Genomic DNA, 25,360 nt, shown 5'->3' on the forward strand with positions numbered 1-25,360 from the left:
ATGCGATTCTTGGTGAACGCGTCAAAGTAAGACATTCATCCATTTATGACAGCAAAGTAGGCGATGATGTACAAGTCGGACCTTACGCGCACTTGCGCCCTGAATCAGAAATCAGCGAAGGCGTTAAAATTGGTAACTTTGTCGAAACGAAAAAAGCAACAATCGGCAAAAACACTAAGATTCCGCATTTCATCTACATGGGTGACGCAGAAATCGGTGAGAACGTCAATATTGGTTGTGGCTCTATCGCAGTCAACTATGACGGTAAAAATAAAGCAAAAACCATCATTGGTGATGATGTATTCATTGGCTGTAATTCAAACTTAGTAGCACCGGTCAAAATCGGCGACAAAGCGTTCGTAGCAGCTGGCTCGACGATCACAAAAGACGTTCCAGAAGGCGCACTAGCCATCTCTCGCGTAAAACAGGAAAACAAAGAAGGTTACGCGAAACGACTTAACTTTGGTAAATAGAAAGATTAACCTTTAATCTTTTGCATAGTGGGGATTTCATTCGAAGTCCCCACCAACTAACATCTTGGTAATTAAAAAAATTATATAAAATCTATGTGGAGGCTGATTATGTCTAACGATTATTTTGATCCAAAGTTGAAAATTTTCTCTTTAAATTCTAACAAAGCTTTAGCAGCTGAGGTTGCTGAAGTAGCGGGAATTTCATTAGGGAAGTCCAGTGTGACCCATTTTAGTGATGGTGAGATTCAGATTAATATTGAAGAGAGTATCCGTGGTTGTCACGTGTATGTTGTGCAGTCCACTGGTTTTCCTGTTAACCAAAATCTGATGGAACTTTTGATCATGATTGATGCACTTAAGAGAGCTTCAGCAAAAACGATTAACATTGTGATGCCGTATTATGGTTATGCACGTCAAGATCGTAAAGCGCGTAGCCGTGAGCCAATCACTGCGAAATTAGTAGCAAATTTGATTGAAAAAGCTGGCGCTACACGCATGATTACACTTGATCTTCATGCACCGCAAATTCAAGGGTTCTTTGATATTCCGATTGATCACTTGAATGCTGTTCGTTTGTTGTCTAACTACTTTAGCTCACACCATATTGATGAGGATTTAGTTGTGGTATCTCCTGATCATGGAGGCGTGACTAGGGCACGTAAAATGGCGGATCGCTTGAAAGCACCAATCGCTATTATTGATAAACGTCGCCCGCGTCCAAATGTGGCGGAAGTAATGAACATTGTTGGTAATGTAGATGGGAAAGTAGCCATTTTGATTGATGATATTATTGATACAGCGGGAACAATAACGCTTGCGGCTAATGCTTTAATTGAGAATGGAGCAACAAAGGTGTATGCATGTTGTTCCCACCCAGTACTTTCTGGGCCGGCAATTGAGCGCATCAACAATTCTCCAATCGAGAAACTAATCGTTACGAACTCACTTGTACTACCAGAAGATAAGTGGATTGACAAAATTGAACAACTATCTGTAGGACCATTACTTGGTGAAGCGATTGTTCGCGTTCACAAGAATGAATCTGTCAGCCCGTTATTTGATTAATAACAGGGAGCAAATAACACAGGCGCATTTTTGCGTCTGTGTTATTTGTTTGGACTGGAACTTTTCCTAATCATCAAAATGTATGGTATAATGGGAAATATGGCGCTCTATCAATGAATAAAGCGTTTATATGAGAAATAAAGCATTTAAATAGCTCATAAAGATAAGCATTTTTCAGTAACAACATACGGGTTATTTCTCTGAATAAAATATGTGAGCATCGCAAAGACGCGATTTTTTAAATGGGAGGACTGGATGAGATGGCGGAGAAAAAAATATTAGTTGTAGACGATGAGAAACCGATAGCAGATATTGTGAAATTTAATTTGAATAAAGAAGGCTTTGATGTATATTGCGCGTACGACGGTGATGAGGCAATTGAGTTGGTTGAAGAGATTCAGCCAGATTTGATTTTGCTGGACATCATGTTGCCTGGACGTGACGGTATTGAAGTATGCCGTGAAGTACGCAAGAAATATGATATGCCGATTATTATGGTTACTGCGAAAGATTCAGAAATCGACAAAGTGCTCGGACTGGAATTGGGTGCGGACGATTATGTGACGAAACCGTTTAGTAATCGTGAACTGATTGCACGTGTGAAAGCTAATTTGCGTCGCCATAGCACGACAGGAAGCACAGTAGCTGAGGAAGAGGAAAATAGTGAATTAGAAATCGGTTCGCTTATTATTCATCCAGATGCATATGTGGCTTCTAAACGGGGTGAGACGATTGAATTGACGCATCGTGAGTTTGAGTTATTACATTATTTAGCGAAGCATATGGGCCAAGTCATGACGCGTGAGCATTTATTGCAGACCGTTTGGGGATATGATTATTTTGGAGATGTACGTACTGTCGATGTGACGGTTCGTCGTTTACGTGAGAAGATTGAAGACAATCCAAGTCATCCAGCATGGCTTGTAACACGACGGGGAGTAGGCTATTATTTGCGTAACCCTGAACAGGAGTAGAAGAAGATTATGCGGAGAATGAAGTTTTTTCAATCGGTTCAATTTCGGTTTGTCATGATTTATTTATTGCTTATTTTAGTAGCGATGCAAGTCATAGGCGCTTATTTTGTTCGGGAATTGCAGGATCAGTTGGAAAAGAACTTTAAGACAGCCATTACAAATAGTGTGAATCTGTTGGAATATAATGTCCGTGAGGAAATGTTGAAATATACGAATGATGACCAGACGAAGCTGGAGAGCGATATCCAGAGTATGTTGCTGGACTTTGTTCGTGGCAGCAATGATTTTGAAGAAGTGCTTGTTGTAGATAACAAGATGAAGATTATTGGTACGTCAGATGTGGATAATCAAGGTATTGTTGGACAAGTCTCGACGAATAAGATGATAAAAAATACGATAAATAGCGGCAATGGCGAAAATAAAATCTTCATGGGGAAAAATCCAAAACGGCAAATTTGGGTGGATGTTTCCCCAATCACTTCAAAAGGAGAGGTTATTGGCGCCATCTATTTGGCTACCGATATTGAGTCTGTGTACGAACAAGTGGATAGCATAACGAGCATTTTTATTACAGGTACTCTGCTTGCGATGGCCATTACGGCGATTCTTGGTATATTGCTGTCGCGAACGATTACCAAACCAATTACGGATATGAAACGGCAAGCTTTTGCAATGGCACGCGGGAACTATACGCGAAAAGTAAAAGTCTACGGGATGGATGAAATTGGCCAGCTCGCGGAATCGTTTAATGCACTCACGAAACGGGTGCAGGAGGCCCAAGCCATGACGGAAGGGGAGCGGCGGAAGTTGTCGTCGGTACTTTCCTACATGACGGATGGTGTGATTGCGACGGATCGACGTGGGAAGGTTATTTTGATTAATACGCCTGCGGAGAAAATGCTGAAAGTAGCACACGAGAGTGCGAACGGGAAGCCAATTATTGATGTGCTAGACGTGGCGGATGAGTATTCTTTTGATGATTTGATGGAGCTTGATGAACCGTTAACAATGGATCGCAGTACGTTTGAAGATCCATATGTATTACGGGCAAACTTGTCGGTTATCCAGCGCGAAACGGGCTTTGTGAACGGGATTATCGCCGTGCTACATGACATTACCGACCAGGAAAAAGTGGATCAAGAACGCCGTGACTTTGTATCGAATGTGTCACATGAGTTACGGACGCCGCTTACAAGTATGCACAGTTATTTGGAGGCGCTAAGCGATGGTGCTTGGCGTGATGAAGAGATTGCGCCGCGTTTCTTAGAGGTAACGCAGAGTGAGACGGAACGTATGATTCGCCTTGTAAATGATCTTTTGAAACTGTCACGTATGGATAGTGGTCGCACGAATTTAGAGAAGAATTTTGTGAATTTTAATGACTTCTTTAATCATATTATTGATCGATTTGAGATGATGAAGAAAGATGGGATTACGTTTAAGCGACATTTTACGCGTGAACCTGTTATTATCGAAATTGATGAAGATAAGATTATGCAAGTGATGGATAATATTATCTCGAATGCGAATAAATATTCGCCTGACGGTGGACGGATTACGTTCTATTTACGCAAACGTGAGGATGAAATTGAAGTAAGTATTAGTGATGAAGGTATGGGAATTCCTGAGGAGGATTTGACAAAAGTATTTGATCGGTTCTTCCGGGTGGACAAAGCGAGATCGCGCGAAATGGGTGGAACAGGTCTGGGCTTAGCGATTGCACGTGATGTGATTAAGGCGCACGGTGGCGAAATTTGGGCGCAACGTAATCCTAGTAAAGGAACAACCATTTCGTTTACACTACCTTACAATGATTTACCGGAGGATGATTGGGAATGAAGGGGACAAGTATAAGAGGTATTATTTTGACCGTTCTTGTAGTTATTAGTGTCTTCTTAAGCTACAGTCTCTGGAAAGTACAGCCCGATTATGAAGTAATTGATAACGAGACTGTAAAAAAAGAACAAATTGCCAAACTACGCCAACCGGAGCAAGTTTTTAGACCAACAGTTGTATATTATAATCAAGCAGAGAAGCATTATATGACGCAAAATTTAGCGACGATTAATGCTTTGGTGAAGGCTGGAACGACATTTGATTTCTCGGAATTGATTCGGACAGATAAAATGAATGCGAGTTATCAGGGAATGGTGCATCAAGATAATTCTATCGAACTCGTATTTCCGAATGCCGTACCACTTTCGGTCTACAGTCAGGTTTTTCCTCTGAAGGGCGATAATTTTGATTTGAATTCGTTTAATCGAATTACATTTAATTTGAATAAGTCGGAAAATGGGTTGTTCTCGGTCTATTTTGGAAATGATTCGAATGAGCAGATATACCAAGGGTCGATTCAGCAAGAACAAGTAGACGTTTTGAAAAATATTATGAAAGAACAGAAGCCAGAGCTTGCTGAGATGGACACGATTTTCAAAAATAAGCAGTATCTTTTCTTAAGTGATGAGCCAGTGAAATTGAAGCAACAGCAGTATGTCATTGAAACGATAGATATTGGCTTATTCAAAAATGCGTTGTTTGGTGATGGAAACAAGGTGAAGGGGCAAGATAATTCATTTACGAACGGTTCTAGTTCGATGACAGTGAATCCTGAGGAGAAAGTACTCACATATGTAGATCCAGCGCAAGAACGAAGAGATACATCACAGCTTAGCAGTGCGATGAAGTCAGAGCAAATTCAAGCTAGTTTTAATTTTATTAATGATCATTGGGGTTGGACGGGAAATTATTATTATTCGGGGTATTCTGCGGATAGTTCGACCACTGCATTTTCGCTGTTTGTGCAAGGCTTGCCAGTGTTTAATAGTGACGGTATGGCACAGATTCTTGTCTCTGAAGGAACGGAGAGTGTGTATAAGTATCAACGCCCATTCTTTAAGTTGGGTGCGCAGATTACAACGGAATCAAAAGAAGTAACGTTACCTAGTTCAGCGAGTGTGTATCAAGATCTGATTCAAACGGTAGATGCAGATGATATTCAGATGATTGTCCCAGGTTATGTGATGCGCTATGAGCAAAGCAATACGAGTTATAATAATCGTATTATTGAACTGATGCCAGCATGGTTTTACAAATACAACGGCACATGGACTCCTGTGAAGGGAGGAAAATCGTAATGGATTGGAAAAAGACTGAGACGATTTTTATTATTGCATTTTTGATTTTGGATATTTTTCTGTTGGTGCTGTTCATTGATTCGCGCATGGCCTCGTCGCCGACACCACTTGTTAGCCAGACGTTGGAAGAAAAGCTGAAATCAGAGAACATTACGTATGGCAAAATTCCGTCAGAAGCAGAAAAAGGCTCGTATTTATCGACAGAACCAGTTGCCTTTTCACAAAAAGATGTTAGCAATTTGAAGGGCCAGAAAATTGCGTTACAGAATGCCAATCAACGTATTTTCTCATTTTTGCAAAAGCCGGTGAAGATTGATCCTGATAAGTATGGTGCGGATTTGGCGCCGTTTTTGAAGAGTGACGTGTTTAAAGGGGATAAATATACGTACTGGAGTTATGATAAAGACAAGATGCAAATGACATTCAACCCAAAAAATCGATTCACGGCCTGTGTTGTTTAATACAGATGGACAAATTATTTTTACGCTGAATAAAAACAATGAGGTTGTGTCTTATGTGCAGACGATGTTGGGGGATACGCAAGTGTTCGATAAGCAGGATGATGTTATTTCTGGTACGGATGCACTGGAAGTTTTGCATCAACATGGTGATTTAAAACAAAATAGTAAAATCATCAATACGACATTAGGCTATTATAATTTAGTAAGTTTACCTAGTTCGGATGTGTATTTACCAGTTTGGACTTTTGAAGTGCAGCATGAGAAGCAAACGACGTATTTCCTTGTAAACGGTCTGGAAGGGTCGGTTATTAACACGAATGATACGCAAGCTACGCCTTCAGAGGAAGCGAAATAAGAGAAAGGGAGGGTTTTGTCGAGCCGGCAAGACTGCTCCTTTTTTCGTGCATTTGTGAATTTTTAGTTGTACAATAGAATCATGGAATTTTTAAGGAGGCGCAAAGGATGTTTGCAAAGGAAATAAAGACTGCGAGCCAGACGGATGAGCTTCGTTTTAGTATATTAGCGAGTGGGAGCTCGGGTAATGCAGCGCTTATTGAAACGGCGAATCAGACGATTTTGGTCGATTGTGGTTTAAGCGGAAAGAAAATGGAGAATTTATTTAGTGAAGTTGGACGTAGTATGACGGATGTTGACGCGATCTTAGTTACACATGAACATGTTGATCATATTAAAGGTTTGGGCGTACTGGCGCGTCGTTATGAAGTGCCAATTTATGCGAATGCCAAGACTTGGGCTGCAATGGAGCCTTCCATCGGCGAAATTAATAGCGCACAAAAATTCCAGTTTGATATGGAGACGGTGAAATCATTCGGTAGTTTGCAAGTAGAGTCATTTGGTGTATCACATGATGCAGCTGAACCGATGTTTTATATATTCCACAGTGGGAAAAAGAAGTTTGTTATGATTACAGACACAGGATACGTCAGCGATCGAATGAAAGGACATATTGCCAATGCAGATGCCTATCTTTTTGAAAGTAACCATGATGTAGGGATGCTTCGTATGGGACGCTATCCTTGGAATGTAAAGCGCCGTATTCTGGGCGATGAAGGCCACGTTTCGAATGAAGATGCGGGAATTGCGATGAGCGAAGTAATTGGCGATGCAACGAAGCGTATTTATTTGGGACATTTAAGTAAAGATAACAACATGAAGGATTTAGCACGTATGTCTGTTTCCCAAACATTAGCTGGCGAAGGTATCATTGTTGGCGAACAAGTGGAGCTTTTTGACACCGATCCTGAAATTCCAACACCGATTTTTTCAATTTAAGGCCTTTTGTAGCAGAAAATTTAAGAAAATTTCATGGTTTTTTCATAATTAGGGTATAGAATAGCTATATGGAAATGTCTATTAATTGGAAGGGATGAATTATGTATGGATGAGAAAAATAAAGATTTAGAAGCGCAAGCAAAAGAGCCAGCAAGTGGGGCGTCTCCTGAGAAATTACCAGAATCACAATCTTACACACGATCAGGCTCTAGTGGGGATGCGGCGGTACATAATCCTGAAACCGCAAATGCCAAAAATATCCCAGTTGAAGCAGTGCACTCAGCGGAAGGCATCACTCCTGAAGGAGAACCATTTGCGACTGCGACAAAAGAAGAGGCAGAAGCAAGCGCAACACGTGCTTTTTCTGGCGAAACAGTAAGACCTGCCACACAAGAAAGTGGTAATAATGGCACTGTTCCACCGGTCCCTCCAACACGTGCTGGGGGTGGCAATTTAAGTGGGAACAATGGTGGAGGTGGCGAACCACCCAAAAAAGATGGCAAAAAGAAAACAATGTGGGGTGCCTTTTTAGCTGGAATCCTTGGTGTACTTATCGGTGCATTAATCGTGCTAGGCTTTTCATGGGGCGCATTACATGATGATAACAATAATGATTCAACTTCTACAACGACAAGTAACACAGGAACAACGAAGAAAGTCACCGTCGAAAATACAACAGGCATAACACAAGCACTTGATAAAGCGCAGGACGCGGTTGTCAGTGTATTAAATTATCAAGCTGGAACATCTATCACAACTGGTGATGGGACAGAAGACGAAGCATCATCTGGTTCTGGTGTTGTTTATAAGAAGAGCAACGGTAAAGCGTATATTGTAACGAACAATCACGTAGTTGAAGGTGCGAATAAACTAGAAGTAACATTTTCAAACGGTAAAAAAGCCGAGGCGAAATTAGTTGGAACAGACAAATGGAATGACTTGGCTGTCCTTGAGATTAGCGATAAATATGTAACAAAAGTAGCGGAATTTGGTAATTCAGATGCTGTTAAAGTTGGTGAAGTTGCGATTGCGATTGGTAGTCCACTTGGTACCGAATTTGCGGGTTCTGTAACACAAGGTATAATTTCAGGTGTTAACCGTACTGTCCCTGTAGACACAAATGGTGATGGCACAGAAGACTGGGAAGCAGAAGTTATTCAAACCGATGCAGCGATTAACCCTGGGAACAGTGGCGGGGCGTTAGTTAATATCGAAGGGCAAGTCATTGGTATTAACTCAATGAAAATCTCAACGGAAAACGTAGAAGGTATCGGTTTTGCAATTCCAAGTAATACAGTAGAACCAATTATTGACCAACTAGAGAAAAATGGTGAAGTAGAGCGTCCTTCACTTGGCGTAACATTACGTGATGTGGATACGATTCCAGAAGTGCAACAACAGCAAGTCCTGAAATTACCGTCTGGCGTTGATTATGGTGCGATGGTACAACAAGTCGTTTCTGGTTCAGCTGCTGACAAAGCTGGTTTGAAAGAGTATGATGTCATTGTTGAAATGAACGGTAAAAAAGTAACAAATTCGATGACACTGCGTCAAATCTTGTATGGTAATGATGTGAAGATTGGCGATAAAATGGAATTAAAATACTACCGTGATGGTAAGAAAGAATCTACTACGGTGACACTTACTGCCGCGTCATCTACCAATCAATAATACAAGTCTGGGACATAACCCAAATAAATCGGCGACAAGCGCTCGATTTGTGTATAGCAGGAAACACGTCTACCCGAAAAAAGGGGACTCGTGGTTTCCTGCTTATTTTGTGTGAAAATTAGTTATGTCTCAGGCTCTTTTTCGTGCGTATTTAATTGATTTCATAACCTGCTGTGATTAGTGCTTCTATGGCCAATGCTAAATCAGATTGCTTCATCAGTATGTAGTCTGTATTGTAAGTCGAGATAGCGAAGATGCTGATTTCTTTTTCGGCGAGTGGTGTTGTGATTTTGTTTAAAATGCCTGTAAGTGAGAAGTCAAGGATGCCTTCGATTTTGAGTAGGAACCAATCGGGCTCTGCGGCCTCTGCTTGCGCCGCGTTGATGATGTTTGTCGGGGCCACGATGGAGCATTCTTCGGGTGTGTAGGTGATGCTAGTAAATCGAGATTCGCCTTGTAGTGATGCGGGCATCGGAAAATCTGGTGGGAATTTTGCAATGGTGTAGTTGGTTTTGTCAATTTGTAGTTTCATTTGGAACGCCTCCTTCTTGTAAGCGTATCATGAATGGAAATGGTTTGCAAAAAGCTTTGACATACCTAGCTTCGGATGGTAAAGTTAGATGGAGATAATAATTCTATCTGGTAGAGTAATTTGAGGGGTGATTTTAATTCGTAGCGATATTTTAAGAGGGCATGTGGACTCGATTATTTTGCGGATTTTAGCGGATGGGGATTCATATGGTTATGAAATTTCGAAGCAAATAAGTGAACGAACGGGTGACCGATTTCAAATTAAAGAGGCTACGCTTTACGCGGTTTTTCAGCGTTTAGAGAAGAAGACGTTGATTGAGTCTTATTTTGGGGAAAGGTCTCATGGTGGTAAGCGTAAGTATTACATGATTACAAGTCTTGGACGGGCTTATTTAAGCGAAATGGCGCGGGAATGGCGAGAGATAAAAGAAATTATGAACATTTTTTTGGAGGAGATTGATTAGTGGGCAGAATAACAGAATTTGTAGAAAAGCTATTTGAAAATGTTCCCAAAAGCGAGCAGGCGACGCAGGTCAAAGAAGAGATTACGTATAATTTAGAAGAAAAAGTAGCGGACTTGATGGAAGAAGGTAAATCTGAGGAGGATGCGGTGAACAAAGCGATTATCGAGTTTGGTGATATGGATGAAATCATTGCTGAATTAGAGGTGGCAAAGCCGAATACGAAAAAGCGGCGGGCCTTAGCGAAGGTGAATTTAGGGTTTTCGATTTGGGGTTCCGCGTTGCTAATTATTCTGTTTATCGTGATGAACGTGATGTATTCGCCAGATGTTTTATGGTGTGTATTCCCGATTTTTGTGGTCCTTTGGTGGCCGCTTTCGATGTTTTATTTTTGGTATCGACGCAAAGCAGAGGACAAATAAAAAATCTCCTGAGCAGTGGTTGTATGACGCTAAAGACAAGCCAGCAACTACCTATAAAGAACAAATCAAGATAAAGAGAAGAGACTGGCATGAACCCACAAGATACGCCAATCTCTTCTCTTTTTTTAGTTATTTCAACCCTGAAACATTGAACCCTTTTAAAATATATTTCTGGAACATCATGAAAATTAGGATAATCGGGATGACCATAAATGTGGAACCAGCCATTTGTAGCGCATAGTTACTCGCATACTGGCCTTTCAATAAAGAAAGCCCGACCGACAGCGTGTAGTATTTCTCGTCGTTCGCAATGATTAGTGGCCATAGGAAGGAGTTCCAACCAGCGATGAATGTCAGAATGCCTTGAACTGCTAAAACAGGGCGCGAAACTGGTAAGATGATTTTCCAAAAAATGAAGAATTCACTGGCGCCATCGAGCCTTGCAGCTTCCATCAGTTCATCTGGAATGGTCGACATAAACTGGCGGAATAAGAAAATCCCAAATGCACCAACGAGCCCGGGCAAAATAATACCTGTCATCGTGTTTGTTAAGTGGAACATGTTCAAAATTAAATAGACCGGAATCATCGTCACTTGCCCAGGGATCATCATCGTAGCTAGTACTAAATAAAATAATTGATTCTTCCCACGAAACCGAAATTTAGCGAAACCATAACCAGCCATGGCGTTTAGGAATAAGCCGATAAAAGAGAATAACACGATGACTAACGTATTGCGTAAATAGACACCGAAATTCATTTCTATAAATAGGTTTTTAAAGTTATCCCAAGTAAATGTTTCGGGCCAAATGGTTGGCGGGATTTGTAAGATTTCAGCATCTGTTTTGACAGAGGAGAGGACCATCCAGATGAACGGTAGAATCATGAAAAATCCACCGACTGCCAAGATGATGCCGACAAGCCATTTTGCGCCACGCGATTTGTTTGCATATTGGTTCATATTTTTCACTCCTCCTACATTTGGGTATCGTCGTGACGATTTTGAATTTTAAACTGAATAATGGTGATAATAATAATCGCGATGAACAGGATAAACGAACCAGCTGCGGCATAACCGAACTTGCTAAGTTGAAAACCGTTTCGATAGATGAAAAGTGCGACCGAAGTGGTGCTGTCAAGGGGTCCACCCTGCGTCATGACAAACGGTTCTTCGAAGAATTGTAGCCAGCCAATCATTGTTGTAACTGTTACAAAGAAAATCGCAAAACGAAGCAGAGGTACGGTCACATTCGTCAACTGCTTCCAACGATTCGCGCCATCTAGCTGAGCAGCTTCGTAATATTCACGTGGAATACCTTGGAGCGCTGCTAAGAAAATAATCATATTAACCCCAATCGCGCGCCATAAAGCGAGCAAAATCAAAGACAGCTTCGCAATTGTGGGGTCTTGCAACCAAGGAACGGGCGGCAAGTCAAGTAGCGATAACAGGTAGTTAAACAGACCGAATTGTGGATTGTACAAATAGCTCCAAACAACAGCAACCGCAACGACATTCGTAATCGAAGGTGTATAAAATATCAATCGGAAAAACCTGAAAAATCTTCGCTTGGCTAAAATTAATCATCAGCGCGATGCCAAGCGAACAAATAATAACTAGTGGCACACCGATAATAACGTAAAATAGCGTATTACCTATCGATTTTAGAAAGATTGGATCTGCTAATACGTTTTTATAGTTCTCAAAGCCGACAAAATTGATTTTTGACCAGTCAGCTAGTCCGACTAAGTTAATATCGGTGAAACTAATGACAAATGCAATCACAATTGGAAAAAGTGAAAATAGCAAAAGTAATAATAATGCAGGTGAAATGAATATATACGGTGTTCGTTGATCAAAAAAGCGACGCAATGTTTCAACCTCCTTTGACTATGTAGTTGGGGCAATGACAGCTATGCCAACGTTGCCCCAATCTCAGTTACTGTTTTAGAATCGTTTTTACTTCGTCGTTGAATGTATTCATCTGATCTTGAACATCCGCACCGCCACGATAAATTTGTTCGAAGTTTTTCAAGTAAGACTGGGCGATTTCTTCAAATTCTGGGATGAGCGGCATTGGTTCTGCGTTATTCATTTGTTCACCGAAGACTTTGTAGAACTGATCGTCTTTGAGCGTTGGATCGTTCCATGCTTCTTTACCAGTTGGCAAGGAATTCGTCAGTTTCATCCATTTCAACTGTGTTTCTGGCTTACTCATATATTGCAAGAATTTTCCTGCGTCCCCTTTATTTTTACTGTGTTTGAAGATGGTAAGGTTTGCGCCTCCGAGGCTTGATAAGTTGTTATCTTTAGCAGGTAGTACAGCAGTTGCCCACTTGCCATCGATATTTTGTACGGTATCTTTCACGGATTTAACCATCCAAGGTCCGCTGATAAACATTGGAATCATGGCGTCCCCACCGAATGTTTGGGAAACGTCAAGGCCAAGATCGTCTTTAGGCGCAGAACCGTTTTGGAAAAAACTGTTTAAGTAAGAAACTGCGTCAACGAAAGGTTTTTTATTGAAAACAGGTTTATTAGCGTTATCGAAAAGTGGTGAACCGTTTTGACGACCGAACATGAAACCGAGGCTTTGTTCTTTGCCGTCGATGTTAATGCCGTACATGTTATCACCGCGTTTTGCTAGTTTTTGCGCTGCTTCGGATAGTTCGTCCCATGTTTTTGGTGCATGGTCATAGCCTGCTTTTTTCAATACATCGGTACGGTAGAATAGGACGCGAGTGTCTGCGTACCAAGGAATGGCGTATTTTTTGTCGTTAAATTGCGTTGTTTTTATAGAACCGTCATAGAAGTTTTTTGGATCTAGTTCAGGGTATTTTTTAACATAGGAAGACAAGTCTTCCAAGGCATCTGCGGCTACGAATTCAGGCATCCATGTTGTGCCCATTTGAATGACATCGGGGCCTGACTTGGAAGCAACGGCTGTGAGTAATTTATCGTGTGCGTTAGCCCAAGGAATCGCTTGAATTTTAACTTTAATACCTGTATCTTTCTCGAAATCTTTTGCAAGTGTTGGTAATTGTTTGGCTTCATCTCCCATTGCCCAAACGTTTAGAACCTTTGTATCTGCTGCATCATCTGAGTTTCCACATCCTGCAAGTGCCGTGCCAAGTACGATTACGAATGTTAACAACAACAAACTCCATTTTTTCTTCATTCTGTGTTCTCCTCCAACTTTTTATTTTAATAGATGGTGTTGCCAAATGACTCTTTTTATAGAAACGTTTCGATGAAGCTATTATAAAACAATATGTAATCGGTTACAAGTGATAAATATAAAAATATGACGGATTTGAGGGTCATTTTTATTGCTATTTATGGAAGGATAATTTCGAAAAAAATTTAAATTTCTTTCGAAAAAGCTAGTTTTTAAGACTAAAAGTACCTTTTTTATAGAAAATTGTTTGACGATGAAAAAGAAAACGCTTATACTATTGGTATGATTTGATAGAAACGTTTCGAAATAGTCGGTTAGGATGTGTATTATGAAAAGAGCTGGATTAGAGGCTATATTGGCAGACATGACGATTTCTGAGAAAATAGGGCAACTTTTACAATTGGCGCCAATGTTTTATAAAGGGACATTGACGGAAGGAGAAATTACGGGGCCAATGGCGGAAATGGGAATTACGAAGGAAGTTTCGGAACGGGCGGGTTCGGTTTTAGGATCTGCGACTGCTGCTGAAATGATGGCGATTCAAGAGGAATATTTGAAAACAAGTCGGCTTGGGATTCCGCTTATTTTTATGGCGGATGTGGTGCACGGATATAAGACGATTTTTCCGATTCCGCTGGCGGTTGGAGCGACTTGGGATGTGGCGCTGGCTGAAAGGATGGCGGATATTTCGGCGAGAGAAGCAACTGCTGCGGGGCTTCAGGTGACGTTTTCGCCAATGGTTGATCTGGTGCGCGATCCGAGATGGGGACGGGTGATGGAATCGACGGGTGAGGATTCGTATTTGAATAGTGTGATGGCGGCGAGCTTTGTGCGCGGGTATCAAGGGGATGCTACGAAATTAGCGGAAAACCATGAGAAAATGGCGGCTTGTGTGAAGCACTTTGCGGCGTACGGTGCGGTGGAGGCTGGACGAGAGTACAACACGGTGGATATGTCGATGCGCGAGTTGTATCAGCATTATTTACCGGCGTATGAGGCGGCAATAAAGGCTGGATCGAAGTTGGTGATGACGGCGTTTAATGTTGTGGACGGTGTGCCAGCGACGGGAAATGAGTGGTTGATGCGCGATGTCTTGCGGAAGGAGATGCGTTTTGACGGGGTGTTGATTTCGGATTGGGGCGCGGTGAAGGAGATTGTGAACCACGGGACAGCGGGAGACGCTACGGAGGCGGCGGAACAGTCGTTGCGAGCTGGCGTGGATATTGAAATGATGACGACGTGTTATTTGGAAAACTTGGAGGCGCTTATTGCGGACGGGACGGTTGCCGTGGGGTTGCTGGATGAAGCTGTGATGCGAATTTTGGAACTGAAAAATGATATGGGTTTGTTTGAAGATCCGTATCGTGGTTTGAAGGCGAATCCTGAACGGCAAAAAGTGATTTTATCGGCGGAACATCGTGCGGCGACTCGTGAGATTGCAGCGGATTCGATGGTATTATTGAAAAATGAGAATGCTGTGCTGCCGCTTGCGACGGAGGAAAGGATAGCGCTTGTTGGCCCGTTAGCGAAGACGCAAGACGTGTTGGGTGCTTGGTCGTGGCTTGGTGATACGCAGGATGCAGTTTCTGTGGAGGACGGTATGTTCGCGCAGTTTGATACGGTGGATGTAGCGGGGACCGCGAGTACGGAACATATAACGGAAGCTGAAATGGCGGAAATGGTGCGTGTAGCGCAAAATGCGGATGTGATTGTTTTAGCGCTTGGCGAGGCGTCGAACCGTAGCGGGGAAGCCAACAGTATTGCGACGATTCGTTTGCCGGAGGCTCAGTACGGCATGATTGATGCTATTTATAAAATTGGTAAACCAGTCGTGACGGTACTTTTTAACGGCCGTCCGCTTGATTTACACGACTTACTAGAAAAAAGTGATGCGGTCTTGGAGGCTTGGTTCCCAGGTACGGAGGCTGGAAATGCGGTGGCTGATATTTTGAGTGGCAAAGTCAACCCAAATGGCAAACTACCAATGTCTTTCCCGTATACGACGGGGCAAATTCCAGTGTATTATAATCATTTGAGCACAGGGCGCCCAGCAGACGCGGCGGATGCGCAAGAACATTACGTATCACATTATCTGGACATTCCAAATCAGCCATTATTTGATTTTGGTTTTGGCCTCAGTTACACGACGTTTGACTATCATGATTTGACGCTATCCAGTGATAGAATTTCTATAGAAGTGCCTTTAAATATCTCTGTAACGGTTAAAAATACAGGAAACATAGCAGGAAAAGAAACAGTGATGCTGTATATTCAAGATTTGGTCGGAAAAGTGAGTCGGCCATGCAAAGAATTAAAGCGTTTTGAAAAAATCAGTTTAGCACCGAATGAAAGCCAAATGGTTACTTTTCGTATTACCGAAGAAGATTTGCGTTATTACAAACCAAATCTTGATTTTACAAGTGATCCAGGTGATTTTAATATAATGATTGGTACGCATTTAGAAGCGAAATTTTGTCTTGTTTAAAATCGAGTAAGAAATAGACATTTGGCTGTAAAATAGTGCATAATAAAGAAAAGCAGACAAGGAGCGGATCGCAGTGGTTGGGATTAAAGATATAGCAAAAAAAGCGGGTGTCTCGATTTCCACTGTTTCTTATGCGTTAAACGGCAGCCCTAAAGTAACAGACGCAACTAGAAAACGAATTGTGGCAATCGCGGATGAACTGAACTACATTCCGAATATGGCAGCACGGACGCTAAAAACAAGGGAAACAAAAATTGTTGGTATATACTTGGCTAATTATAGCGGTATATTTTACGGACAATTGTTACATGGATTAACAGATACGCTGCTTAGTAAAGGATATGAATTAATCGTTTGTAGTGGCAAGAAGGCACACCGTTTTTTACCAGAACGGATGATTGATGGTGCGATTATTTTGGATATGGGTTTTGCAACGGATGAACTGTTGGGCTACGCAGAACGTGGGCATAAAATTGTCGTGTTAGATCGCGAAATAGCGCATCCGAACATCAGGCAAGTCCTACTTGATAACAAAGCTGGGGCAACGCTTGCTATCGACTATTTAAAAACTGGTTTTTCAGGACGATTTTATTTAGTAACAGGCCCGGAAAATACGTATGATAGCGAGGAACGTTTGAAGGCGGCGCTTTCTGAGCTGGAAAGATTTCGCGACGAGGAAGTTATTGTAATCCCAGGCGATTTTTCTAAAGCTACAGGAGAAAAAGCTGCGCAACAAATCGAGCAAGAATGGGACGGCAAGCCAGTCGCTGTTTTTGCGCTCAATGATGAAATGGCGATTGGTATGTATAATTATTTTGCCAAAACAAAACTACAAATCGGTCGCGATGTGAAACTGATTGGGTTTGATAACACGGAAGTCGGCCAATATTTGCAACCACGTTTAGCGACAATTGAGTACTCGAAATATAAATGGGGCGCTGTGGCTGCCGAGAAGTTGTTGAAGTTGCTAGAAGGAGAACAAGTGGCGGATGAGATTATTTATACGTCGTTAATACCGAGTAACTAATCAAAAAGATGTATACTCCCAAATAAATCGGGGACAGGTGGTCGCGTTGTTGAGGCTGTGCGAAGGAACGGTATTGCAGCCTCAACATGTTTAAGAGTTTGCGAGTAGAAGTTCTATTTTGCATGATGCTAGGACGACAAAAAGCTAATTTAACGGAGGCATTGAACGTCATCGATGTCTTTTTTATGCACTTTTTCTCTGTTTCATCCCGCTTAGATAGGGGTACATAAATATGATTACCAATCTGCATAAGCCAATTTGCTCGATAAATCCGACTCGAATGCAAGGAGGTTCTTTTTTATGAAGAAGGTGATGTTTGTGTTGCTTTTTTTACTGATAATCACGATATTATCTGGGAAACCACGTGCAGAAAGCCAAATGCAGATTATGAATGAACTGACGAAGCAAACGGAGTCATTTGCCCTGACGAATGATGCGACGATTAACAGTAGTAATTTTGGAAAAGTATTAAAAATCGCAAATAGCAATAAAGTAGCTGCAAATAAGATTATCACGGTGCCAAAAGGTAATTTTCCGATAAAAGATACGTTTCAGATTCCAGCAGGTGTTACGCTCAAAGGCCAGAGCCAAGCGATGATGCCGCTTTTTTATATGGTGCCGAATCGACTTGTGTCAATGGTGACCATGGCGTCGGGGGCTCATATTGAAAATATTATCTTGGATGGTAAAAATTCAGTGAAGGCAGTATCGCAGAATCATAACGGCGTATCTATCCAGGGTACAAGCCCCGCGAATCGAATTCAGAATGTGATTGTTCGTAATATCCAAATTCGAAATTTTGGGGGTAATGGTATTTATTTGAAATATACGAATAATATTAGTATAACAGGATCGACACCTACGCAAATGATTATTGATCGCATTGGCTATGCGGGAATTGCGGGATATTCAGCGAACAATACGACAATTCGGAGCAATCGAATTCAAAATATCGGCGTTCTGGGTGAGAAATTGGCCTATAATATAACGCTAACTTCACTATATAATGAAAAATTAAGCCCAGCTACACAAAATGCTATCAATCCAGCGAGTAATGGTGCCAAAATCGAGGATAATCTTATTTTAAATAACGCCGTGTGGGAAGGCATTGATACGCATCACGGGGCGAATATGGTGATTCAAAGAAATGCTGTTTTAAACGTAAAAAATGCAATATTAGCAATTTCTATTACATTATCCAATAATCAAGGAACGGTCAGCCCGCCCAAAAATATTACGATTCAGTTCAATCGAATTAATAATCAGGCCGACTATGCGAGGTTTAAGGTTGCCAAGCTACCATGATATAAGACAGTTCGCGGTATCGTCATCGCTGGCGCCAAATTAACGCGCAACCGAGATGCTGTGTATGCGACAGGTATAAAAGTAATCGGAAATCATATTGAAAATGTCCAAGCGACTAGCAATAATAATGGCGCCATCACAATCCAAGAAACACAAGGTGCCCAAGTTACAAGCAATCAAATCCAGCTCGAATACACGAATCCAAACGAAAAAATCTACAGCAAAATTAGCAAAACAAACAACAATGCCATTGCTATTATTCATAACAATAAACAGTTCCAAGTCAAATATAATCTAATCGGAAAAGTCTACACAGGAAATCGCGCCACAGCAGCAATCTCATTCCGTGGCCCGCAAAATAACGGTGAACCAAACAACGCAAAAACACAAAATGTCACTGCGGATAAAGTCATTTTCTATCGCAACTATCAACACATTACCTTACAAAATATCAAATCAGGCGGTAAAATCGGCTGGTTATTAGTTAAAATAATCGCAGATAATAACGGTATTTATGTAAGGAAAACTAATAATTATTAAAAATAAATGCTAAATCCAACAGGAGTATGACGAAAAGTAAAACACTGCGTTTTTTATGTAGAAATTCCTCCTAGGCCATGGAATCTTTTTTTGGAGGATTGTGTTAAAAAGGTGTATGGTTTAATTGTAACGAGGCTGTAGACTTATTATCATAAACTTTTTGTATGTAGGAGAAAATGATGGCGTAAAAAAATCGTGTTCTAAAAAATTCAAGTGTAGGTTTTAGAACACGATTTTACTATTTAAGCGTAATCGCCAGGTTTGGTTTTACTTTTTACAGAGACGCCGAAGTCTGTGTAGATGCGTTTTGTCAGGTTGTTGCCTTTTGCTTCGGCGATATGGTGGGCGAGGATTTGGAATGGGATAGCGAGTAAGTATGGCGTTTTCCATTCGTCAATCACGTCTGGTAGTGCTAATGTTCGTGGGTTGTTGCTGTTGCCGAATTTTACTGTGTATGTGTAAGCGGTATGTTTTTCTTCATAGGCTCTTAGGAGTTCGAGTCGTTCCTTGACGATGCTTTCGGTTTCCAAGAAGAAAATGCGGTGCTCAGGATTCACTTCTAAGTAAGGACCGTGCATAAACGCTTCTAGGTCAAGGCCTTGTGATGGGACGCGGATCGTTTCTTGAAATTTCGTTTCGATTTCTTTGCAAGTGCCGACTGCTGAACCGTAGCCAATTGCTGTAAAACGTGGCGCGGCGATGAATTCTGCTTCAAATTGTTTGAAAAAGGCTTCCGTTTGTGAAATGACTGTAGGAATAGCCTTTGTTGCAGCACGAAACATTGCCAACTCAGCGGTTTCTTGTTCGGCGGAAATGTAGCCAGTTTGTTTCCCGTAATGAAGTGCTGTGAGCATCAATGTTAAAACGGTCGCTGTGAAGCCTTTTGTTACGTAACCGACGCGTTCTTGTCCGCAGCCAATATCGACAGTGTCATCAGCTAATTGTGCGAGTTCGCTTTCCATTTTCCCGGTAAAGCTTAGTGTTGGCATGTCATTTGTTTTGCGAATGTGGTCGATGGCTTCGATGGTGCTGGTGCTTTCTCCGCTTTGTGATATGCCGATAACTAAATCAGTATGTGGTGATATTTTTTCGTAATAGCGGTAGTTGAACGGTTCTTCTACTGTGATGCGTAAGTCTGCAACGTGTTCCATGTAATATTTGGCGCTTTTAATCGCGTTGAGGCTTGAGCCAGTTGCTAATACGAGCCATTCTTTACCGATTAATTTTGTTGGTAAATTTGTTGGATACTGCTCTAGGATTGCATTTGCCATACTTTCTTGTTCTAAAATATAGGTCATCATCGTTGGTTTCAAATTAATTTCCTCCTTCAAGGTTTAGCGATTCTGTGGGCTTTTCTTTTTGCGCTTTTTGTTCCAGGGCATAGACGCGGTTAGAAGCAATGACGAACGGGAGATAAATAAGTGTTCCGACCACAATAATGACTAATTGTAAAATGGAACCGCGAATGTCGCCGCCTGTCGCTAAGTAGCCAGAAATAAGCGGTGGGGTTACCCAAGGCGTTAGGATATAGGTATGCGAAACCCATCCGATTGATGTCGCAAAATAAGCCAATGTCGTTGAGAATAGTGGTGCAATAACTAATGGAATACCGTAAATCGGGTTGAAAACTACTGGTAAACCAAACATCAATGGTTCACTAACGTTGAAAATACTTGGGATCAAGCCGAACTTTGTTACCATCCGATGGTCCGGTCGTTTGGAAGCGATGAAGATTGCGATGACAAGACAAATGATGGTTCCGCCACCTCCCATGTAAACGTAAGCGTCTAGGAATGGCTGTGTCACAATGTTTGGCAGTTCTTTCCCAGCGTTAAGTGCATCGATATTTTGTTGTAGGGATGTTAGTAAGACGGGTCCGGAAATCGCGCCAAGTACGAAGGCACCGTGGATACCGAATACCCATAAGAATCCAGCAAGGAAAACGTAAAGCAGAATTCCAGGTAGTGTTTGGAAACCGCCGACTAATGGGGTTTGTAGCACTTTTACGATAATGTCTGGAATACTCATATTAACAATGGATACGACACTGAATTCGATAATTGCTAAAATAGTCAGAACTAGAAATGAAGGAATCAAGATGTTAAATGATTTTGCAATAGCTGGTGGAACGCTTTCAGGCATTGAAATTTTTAACCGCTTACTTTGTGAAAACTTGCAAAGTAATGTGGTGCTTATTAAAGCGGCGATGATAGCTAAGAACATCCCAGTTGGGCTTGTCATGCTTTGCGTTAGAACACCGCTTGCTTCAAAGGATTTACCGGCTGTGCTAGTCACAGGGACGTTTGCTGGAATTAAAACAACATAGGCGGCCACCGCGATGACACCTTCCACACGACCTTCCATCCCATAAGATTTTGCTAAAAAGTTACCGATAAGAAAAGCGGCCATTAACGCCATAATGCCAAGCGTGCCATTATAAATCTGTGTTCCGATACCTAGAAAATGTTCTACATTCGGAATACCTTTAAGTAAACCGCTTTTTGGGTCGAGCAATACATTGTTGACGAGCAAGAAGAATGCAGCAATAATCGTGATTGGAATCATCGCGGCAAAGGCATCGCGGATTGCCATAATGTGTTTTTGATTAGAAATTTTCTGGGCAAAGATGGATAGACTTTCAATAAAACGACTGGACAAACTTGTTTCTGAACGCATGTTTTTTCCTCCTCAATAATGGGTTTATTTCAATAGATCGGCGACAATAGTTAGCCATTTACCGGCATTGCCGACCCAAACTTCCTTATATGTTGCGTTGTTGAACTGTGGCCAATACGGTTGGTCTTCGTTGCGGAATGTTTGGACACCGACAGGAATCTCGCCAACCATTTCCCCATTTAAAACACTGTACTGTTGCGCATAATTATCACCTTCGCCATACATCATCGACTGACCAAATGGATTTTTACCGACAATCCATTCTAGCTGGCCTTCTGCGATTTTAAGAAGTTTTTCATCATTCAAAATTGTTCCTGCGATGGAACAGGCTTTTCCTGCAGAGAGGAGAATCGCGTTGTTGCCACGGAATGAGAACCAAATTGGAAACTTACGAAGCGCGATGTCTTGGTTGATTGGAATGCCTTCTTTGTATTGTAGTTGGTATTCCTCACGCGCGCGCTCGTCTACTAACAAATGCTGTAACTCAAAGCTGGCGTCGTCTAAATACTCGTCTTTATGATAAAACCCTGCTGGAATGAGCGAATATGGCGCAACGAAAGGCATGATTTTTTTTTATATAATTGCCGTAAAGTTCCACTGCTTGGTACCATTTGGCGTAAGATTCATGATTTGGTAAGGCAACCATAGCTTGTTCTAGCGCTAATAAATAGAGATGTTCGCGCGCTTGGTGATTGAAATGCTGGATGATTTTATGTTCTTTATTACGATAGAAAAATCCCGCGTAAGTCGTGCCATTATCGCTAGTGATACCGCTTTGTTCTTGGCAGGCAAGCATATTCTCAAGGAATGTTGTGAGATGTGTTTCGTATTTGCTGTCTTGTGTGATTTGATAAAGCATAGCCGCTGAAAACGCTGCTGTAGCATAATACAGACTTTCCGATGTTTGATACGTATGCTCCCAGAAAATCGGTTTTTGGTGAATGCCGTGTTTGGTCATTTCGGCAAGTGCAAAATCGAAATCTTCCATTGCGATTTGTTTTAACGTACGCTTCAGGGAATCATTCGTCGTAATCCGGGCATGAATATAAGCTTCGATACCTGCACAATAAAAATTCTCATAGGCTTGGTTGTGAACGCGGGCTTCTGCATCATCCATACCGCCAATAAACCCATCCGTCCAGCGTGACATACCAGCGCTCGTTGCACGATAACCGTCACCAAAACGAGTTTTTAAAAGGAAATCTGCGCCCCATTCGCCTTCTTCGACCAAACGACCGTATAGGAGAGGGTTGCTTTTTTGTGTAGCCGCCGCCTCATACAGGGCCATCGTCACTTCCGCTGTTTGAATAAGTTGTTGCGAAACATCTCCTGCATCGTGCCATCCGCCGTTGAAAGAAAGTATTTTCCCATCATGCTTGGCAACAACATCCGCATGACAAGTCGCGTGTTTGCAAGGAATCGGATAACCACAACGCTCGCAAAAGATGAAATTCAGCGACTTCCAAATCGAAGTGGTCCATTTCACATCCATATCACCAATCGGAAAAGAATGCGTCTTTATATCACCAATTTGCAAATAATAAGACCCAATTTCTTTAAAACTCGAAAAGTCCAATACTGCAAAAACGCCAAGTTCTGTTTCCAAACGAGAAGCAACTCCGGCAAAAGCGGGCGACTTTGTTTTCGCATCTAATAATTCAAACGGCGTCTCGATAAACGCTTCATCCGCAAAAGCCGTTTTTGTTGCTTCTTCAGCGTATCCGTTGTGCGCATAGCTCAAAACATTTTTGTTCGGCAACCAACCTTTCGTATTTTCAGGCGTTTCAATCGTTTCTAAATGTATCGAACGAACGCGTAAGGCGATGTTTTCTTTGGAAAGCTTTTCAGGGCCTTGTAAATAATAGCTGATCGATAACTCGGTAATCGCGTCGCGCGGCAGGTCGGCGATTTCAATGATGATATCGTTCCATTCATCGCTAATCAAATTCACGCCATGCACGCCTTCGCGATCATAAATATCTGGAACTTTCAACAAACCATCGTTCTTAAACTGAATCGTGATATACGCATTACTCAATCCTTCAAACTCTGGAAAAACTTCTAGGCGTATGCGGTTAAATATCGTCCAATCTTGGCGATCCATCGTTTGCACAGCATAGACACTTCCAAAATTACAATAATCACCGTCATTAGGCGCTCCTTCCGGCCAATTCGGCATCGTGACTGGAGATGAGAGACGAAGTTGGTTATCCTCGGTACACTCTATTTTGCCAACACCGCGATGATAGAAATCACTTGGCGTGTTGGCATCCATCATGACTTTAGAAGTGAGAACTTTTTTTTTGTTTTAGGCGGGTTTCAAGTGCTCTATCTATAGGAACTTCAAGTGGTCGGTGGAGATAAGAAGAAGCGAGTAACTTCTCTTCGAATGATTTTGGCATTATTTTTCCTCCTTAAGTGATTGGGGTTGCAAGGGCAGTTTGTCCGATGAAGGAAGCACCGATTAGACCGATTTCTTTACTGGAAACGTTTGTCCGCACGATTCCTTTGGTGACAAAACGAATGGTGTTTGGTTGCATATGGCTCTGAATGAGTTTCCAAAAATAATTGTTCTGTGTCACACCACCGCCGAAAACGACGCATTCAGGATCTGTTGTTCGGACTAGATTCATAGTCATTGTGGCAAGACTTTTTGCGGCATAGTGGGTAATGGTTTCCGCTAGTGGATCGCCCTGCTTAGCTGCTTCGAAAATCGTGTCGGCAGGGATGCGTTCGCCTGTTTGCACCGGAAGCGTGGTTTCTGGGTATTCCAAGGCTTTTGCATACGCTTGTTCGCTAAGCCCAAGTCCTGAAGCCACCCGTTCGACACAACCGATACGACCGCAACCGCATGGCACATCACTTTCGAAATCCACCACCATATGACCAATCTCGCCAGCATTAAAATGCCCGCCTGCAATGAGCTTACCATCTGTCATCGTTCCAGCTGCGATTCCTGTACCAACATTGATATAGATAAAGTCGCTAGTCTCTTTGCCTACACCGAGCTTTGCTTCCGCGGTCGTGGCGGCTGCGACATCATTTTCAATTGCAACAGGAACATGAAGTATAGCTGCTAAAATAGTGGCGAGTGGGGTAGGACTGGATTTTCCAGGTTCAATCTCTAGCCAAATGCCTTTCTTAGCATCCACTCGACCGATGACGCCAACGCCAGCCGCGATAATAGTTTTTGGGTCAATACCGACTGTTTTTTCGTAGTCGCTTAGAGCTTCTAGTAATGTTGCCACTACGGTTTGTTGATCCGCTGTATGGCTGGCGTAACTTTTCGCACGCAAAACTTGACCTGTCATATCTACTTCGCCAATTAAAATCTTTGTACCACCGATGTCGATACCGAGAATAGATGTTTTGGTTGTCATTATTATTCACCTCGTCTTAATTTGGTAACGTTACCAAATTTATTTCTAGCTTGTTATCGCTTTCAACAATAGACTATCCCATTAAATAAAAAAAGTCAACATTTTTTTGGTAACGTTACCAAAAAACTTGTATCGTGTATCGAAATAATGTAGACTAGAGTTATCAATCCAAAAGGATGGAGATTTATGAAAAGAGAAAATAACAATTCAAGAAAATTGCAAAGCTTAGCGGGGTCTCTGTTTCTACGGTATCACGAGTACTAAACAATAGTCCATCTGTTTCTAAA

23 protein-coding genes and 2 pseudogenes are annotated in these 25,360 nt (G+C 41.8%); 16 read left to right on the forward strand and 9 right to left on the reverse strand.

What is annotated here, in order from left to right; genetic code table 11:
• The 9 genes from PRIP_RS14625 to PRIP_RS14660 form a co-directional block, all read left to right on the forward strand.
• The coding region (locus PRIP_RS14625; protein ID WP_036102084.1) for a DapH/DapD/GlmU-related protein at window positions 1-473 on the forward strand (473 nt) is incomplete at its 5' end.
• 108 nt (window positions 474-581) lie between these two features.
• Window positions 582-1,538 carry a ribose-phosphate diphosphokinase gene (locus PRIP_RS14630; RefSeq protein ID WP_036102086.1) on the forward strand — a complete coding sequence of 319 codons (957 nt, stop codon included), beginning with the start codon at window positions 582-584 and terminating at the stop codon, window positions 1,536-1,538.
• Window positions 1,539-1,798: 260 nt separating this feature from the next.
• Window positions 1,799-2,512, forward strand: a complete 714-nt coding sequence (gene yycF / locus PRIP_RS14635) for a response regulator YycF (RefSeq protein WP_036102087.1) — start codon at window positions 1,799-1,801, stop codon at window positions 2,510-2,512.
• 9 nt (window positions 2,513-2,521) lie between these two features.
• Window positions 2,522-4,351, forward strand: coding sequence for a cell wall metabolism sensor histidine kinase WalK (walK, locus tag PRIP_RS14640; RefSeq protein ID WP_036102089.1), 1,830 nt, complete (start codon window positions 2,522-2,524; stop codon window positions 4,349-4,351).
• Window positions 4,348-5,646, forward strand: a complete 1,299-nt coding sequence (locus PRIP_RS14645) for a YycH family regulatory protein (protein ID WP_036102091.1) — start codon at window positions 4,348-4,350, stop codon at window positions 5,644-5,646. Before walK ends, PRIP_RS14645 begins: the two co-directional genes overlap by 4 nt.
• Window positions 5,646-6,107: a two-component system regulatory protein YycI gene (gene yycI / locus PRIP_RS18055; RefSeq protein WP_159101558.1), complete on the forward strand. Its 462-nt coding sequence runs from the start codon at window positions 5,646-5,648 to the stop codon at window positions 6,105-6,107. The genes PRIP_RS14645 and yycI (PRIP_RS18055) overlap by 1 nt, the downstream gene beginning before the upstream one ends.
• Window positions 6,097-6,462 carry a two-component system regulatory protein YycI gene (yycI, locus tag PRIP_RS18060; protein WP_159101559.1) on the forward strand — a complete coding sequence of 122 codons (366 nt, stop codon included), beginning with the start codon at window positions 6,097-6,099 and terminating at the stop codon, window positions 6,460-6,462. The genes yycI (PRIP_RS18055) and yycI (PRIP_RS18060) overlap by 11 nt, the downstream gene beginning before the upstream one ends.
• A gap of 107 nt (window positions 6,463-6,569) precedes the next feature.
• Window positions 6,570-7,400: an MBL fold metallo-hydrolase gene (locus PRIP_RS14655; RefSeq protein ID WP_036102093.1), complete on the forward strand. Its 831-nt coding sequence runs from the start codon at window positions 6,570-6,572 to the stop codon at window positions 7,398-7,400.
• A 105-nt stretch (window positions 7,401-7,505) separates the two neighbouring features.
• The gene (locus PRIP_RS14660) at window positions 7,506-9,071 is read left to right on the forward strand and encodes a S1C family serine protease (protein ID WP_036102095.1); all 1,566 of its coding nucleotides are present in this window, start codon (window positions 7,506-7,508) and stop codon (window positions 9,069-9,071) included.
• Window positions 9,072-9,222: 151 nt separating this feature from the next.
• Here the strand turns inward: PRIP_RS14660 and PRIP_RS14665 are convergent, their stop codons facing one another.
• Complete coding sequence (locus tag PRIP_RS14665; RefSeq protein ID WP_036102097.1) at window positions 9,223-9,603, reverse strand: ACT domain-containing protein; 381 nt, start codon at window positions 9,601-9,603, stop codon at window positions 9,223-9,225.
• 127 nt (window positions 9,604-9,730) lie between these two features.
• On the opposite strand from PRIP_RS14665, the gene PRIP_RS14670 reads away from it, so the two are divergent.
• A complete protein-coding gene (locus PRIP_RS14670) occupies window positions 9,731-10,066 on the forward strand; it encodes a PadR family transcriptional regulator (RefSeq protein WP_230910748.1) in 336 nt (111 codons plus the stop codon).
• Complete coding sequence (locus PRIP_RS14675) at window positions 10,066-10,485, forward strand: permease prefix domain 1-containing protein (RefSeq protein ID WP_036102098.1); 420 nt, start codon at window positions 10,066-10,068, stop codon at window positions 10,483-10,485. The genes PRIP_RS14670 and PRIP_RS14675 overlap by 1 nt, the downstream gene beginning before the upstream one ends.
• A gap of 129 nt (window positions 10,486-10,614) precedes the next feature.
• Here the strand turns inward: PRIP_RS14675 and PRIP_RS14680 are convergent, their stop codons facing one another.
• From PRIP_RS14680 to PRIP_RS14690, 3 genes and pseudogenes are all read right to left on the reverse strand, one after another.
• Complete coding sequence (locus PRIP_RS14680; protein ID WP_036102100.1) at window positions 10,615-11,445, reverse strand: carbohydrate ABC transporter permease; 831 nt, start codon at window positions 11,443-11,445, stop codon at window positions 10,615-10,617.
• 14 nt (window positions 11,446-11,459) lie between these two features.
• Window positions 11,460-12,354, reverse strand: a pseudogene (locus tag PRIP_RS14685) (carbohydrate ABC transporter permease).
• Between the two features lie 67 nt (window positions 12,355-12,421).
• The gene (locus PRIP_RS14690; RefSeq protein ID WP_036102101.1) at window positions 12,422-13,660 is read right to left on the reverse strand and encodes a sugar ABC transporter substrate-binding protein; all 1,239 of its coding nucleotides are present in this window, start codon (window positions 13,658-13,660) and stop codon (window positions 12,422-12,424) included.
• A gap of 328 nt (window positions 13,661-13,988) precedes the next feature.
• Between PRIP_RS14690 and PRIP_RS14695 the strand changes: the two genes are divergently transcribed.
• From PRIP_RS14695 to PRIP_RS14710, 4 genes are all read left to right on the forward strand, one after another.
• Window positions 13,989-16,145 carry a glycoside hydrolase family 3 N-terminal domain-containing protein gene (locus tag PRIP_RS14695; RefSeq protein WP_036102104.1) on the forward strand — a complete coding sequence of 719 codons (2,157 nt, stop codon included), beginning with the start codon at window positions 13,989-13,991 and terminating at the stop codon, window positions 16,143-16,145.
• Between the two features lie 73 nt (window positions 16,146-16,218).
• Window positions 16,219-17,172, forward strand: a complete 954-nt coding sequence (locus PRIP_RS14700) for a LacI family DNA-binding transcriptional regulator (RefSeq protein WP_036102107.1) — start codon at window positions 16,219-16,221, stop codon at window positions 17,170-17,172.
• A gap of 300 nt (window positions 17,173-17,472) precedes the next feature.
• A complete protein-coding gene (locus tag PRIP_RS14705; RefSeq protein ID WP_036102109.1) occupies window positions 17,473-18,477 on the forward strand; it encodes a right-handed parallel beta-helix repeat-containing protein in 1,005 nt (334 codons plus the stop codon).
• 60 nt (window positions 18,478-18,537) lie between these two features.
• The gene (locus tag PRIP_RS14710) at window positions 18,538-19,017 is read left to right on the forward strand and encodes a hypothetical protein (protein ID WP_036102111.1); all 480 of its coding nucleotides are present in this window, start codon (window positions 18,538-18,540) and stop codon (window positions 19,015-19,017) included.
• A 242-nt stretch (window positions 19,018-19,259) separates the two neighbouring features.
• Here PRIP_RS14710 and PRIP_RS14715 read toward each other — a convergent pair whose 3' ends face one another.
• From PRIP_RS14715 to PRIP_RS14730, 5 genes are all read right to left on the reverse strand, one after another.
• The gene (locus tag PRIP_RS14715; RefSeq protein WP_036102113.1) at window positions 19,260-20,330 is read right to left on the reverse strand and encodes an SIS domain-containing protein; all 1,071 of its coding nucleotides are present in this window, start codon (window positions 20,328-20,330) and stop codon (window positions 19,260-19,262) included.
• 1 nt (window position 20,331) lies between these two features.
• Window positions 20,332-21,693: a PTS sugar transporter subunit IIC gene (locus tag PRIP_RS14720; protein WP_036102115.1), complete on the reverse strand. Its 1,362-nt coding sequence runs from the start codon at window positions 21,691-21,693 to the stop codon at window positions 20,332-20,334.
• Between the two features lie 24 nt (window positions 21,694-21,717).
• Window positions 21,718-22,257: a glycoside hydrolase family 9 protein gene (locus PRIP_RS17855; RefSeq protein ID WP_241434199.1), complete on the reverse strand. Its 540-nt coding sequence runs from the start codon at window positions 22,255-22,257 to the stop codon at window positions 21,718-21,720.
• The gene (locus tag PRIP_RS14725) at window positions 22,208-23,971 is read right to left on the reverse strand and encodes a glycoside hydrolase family 9 protein (protein WP_241434200.1); all 1,764 of its coding nucleotides are present in this window, start codon (window positions 23,969-23,971) and stop codon (window positions 22,208-22,210) included. The genes PRIP_RS17855 and PRIP_RS14725 overlap by 50 nt, the downstream gene beginning before the upstream one ends.
• Window positions 23,972-24,107: 136 nt before the next feature.
• On the reverse strand, window positions 24,108-25,073 hold the full coding sequence (locus tag PRIP_RS14730) for an ROK family protein (protein WP_036102117.1): 966 nt from the start codon (window positions 25,071-25,073) through the stop codon (window positions 24,108-24,110).
• A gap of 199 nt (window positions 25,074-25,272) precedes the next feature.
• Here PRIP_RS14730 and PRIP_RS16885 point away from each other — a divergent pair.
• Window positions 25,273-25,360, forward strand: a pseudogene (locus tag PRIP_RS16885) (LacI family DNA-binding transcriptional regulator); the annotation flags it as partial.

The sequence above is a fragment of the Paenilisteria riparia FSL S10-1204 genome, from assembly GCF_000525995.1.
GTDB classification, from domain to species: Bacteria; Bacillota; Bacilli; order Lactobacillales; family Listeriaceae; genus Listeria_A; species Listeria_A riparia.

Coding starts and splice junctions, on each gene's coding strand:
- PRIP_RS14730 (WP_036102117.1), bottom strand. CDS start 25,073: ATGACAACCAAAACATCTATTCTCGGTATCGACATCGGTGGTACAAAG.
- PRIP_RS14645 (WP_036102091.1), top strand. CDS start 4,348: ATGAAGGGGACAAGTATAAGAGGTATTATTTTGACCGTTCTTGTAGTT.
- PRIP_RS14660 (WP_036102095.1), top strand. CDS start 7,506: ATGGATGAGAAAAATAAAGATTTAGAAGCGCAAGCAAAAGAGCCAGCA.
- PRIP_RS14695 (WP_036102104.1), top strand. CDS start 13,989: ATGAAAAGAGCTGGATTAGAGGCTATATTGGCAGACATGACGATTTCT.
- PRIP_RS14690 (WP_036102101.1), bottom strand. CDS start 13,660: ATGAAGAAAAAATGGAGTTTGTTGTTGTTAACATTCGTAATCGTACTT.
- PRIP_RS14720 (WP_036102115.1), bottom strand. CDS start 21,693: ATGCGTTCAGAAACAAGTTTGTCCAGTCGTTTTATTGAAAGTCTATCC.
- PRIP_RS14665 (WP_036102097.1), bottom strand. CDS start 9,603: ATGAAACTACAAATTGACAAAACCAACTACACCATTGCAAAATTCCCA.
- PRIP_RS14680 (WP_036102100.1), bottom strand. CDS start 11,445: ATGAACCAATATGCAAACAAATCGCGTGGCGCAAAATGGCTTGTCGGC.
- yycF (WP_036102087.1), top strand. CDS start 1,799: ATGGCGGAGAAAAAAATATTAGTTGTAGACGATGAGAAACCGATAGCA.
- yycI (WP_159101558.1), top strand. CDS start 5,646: ATGGATTGGAAAAAGACTGAGACGATTTTTATTATTGCATTTTTGATT.
- PRIP_RS14655 (WP_036102093.1), top strand. CDS start 6,570: ATGTTTGCAAAGGAAATAAAGACTGCGAGCCAGACGGATGAGCTTCGT.
- walK (WP_036102089.1), top strand. CDS start 2,522: ATGCGGAGAATGAAGTTTTTTCAATCGGTTCAATTTCGGTTTGTCATG.
- PRIP_RS14705 (WP_036102109.1), top strand. CDS start 17,473: ATGAAGAAGGTGATGTTTGTGTTGCTTTTTTTACTGATAATCACGATA.
- PRIP_RS14630 (WP_036102086.1), top strand. CDS start 582: ATGTCTAACGATTATTTTGATCCAAAGTTGAAAATTTTCTCTTTAAAT.
- PRIP_RS14725 (WP_241434200.1), bottom strand. CDS start 23,971: ATGATGGATGCCAACACGCCAAGTGATTTCTATCATCGCGGTGTTGGC.
- PRIP_RS17855 (WP_241434199.1), bottom strand. CDS start 22,257: ATGCCTTTCGTTGCGCCATATTCGCTCATTCCAGCAGGGTTTTATCAT.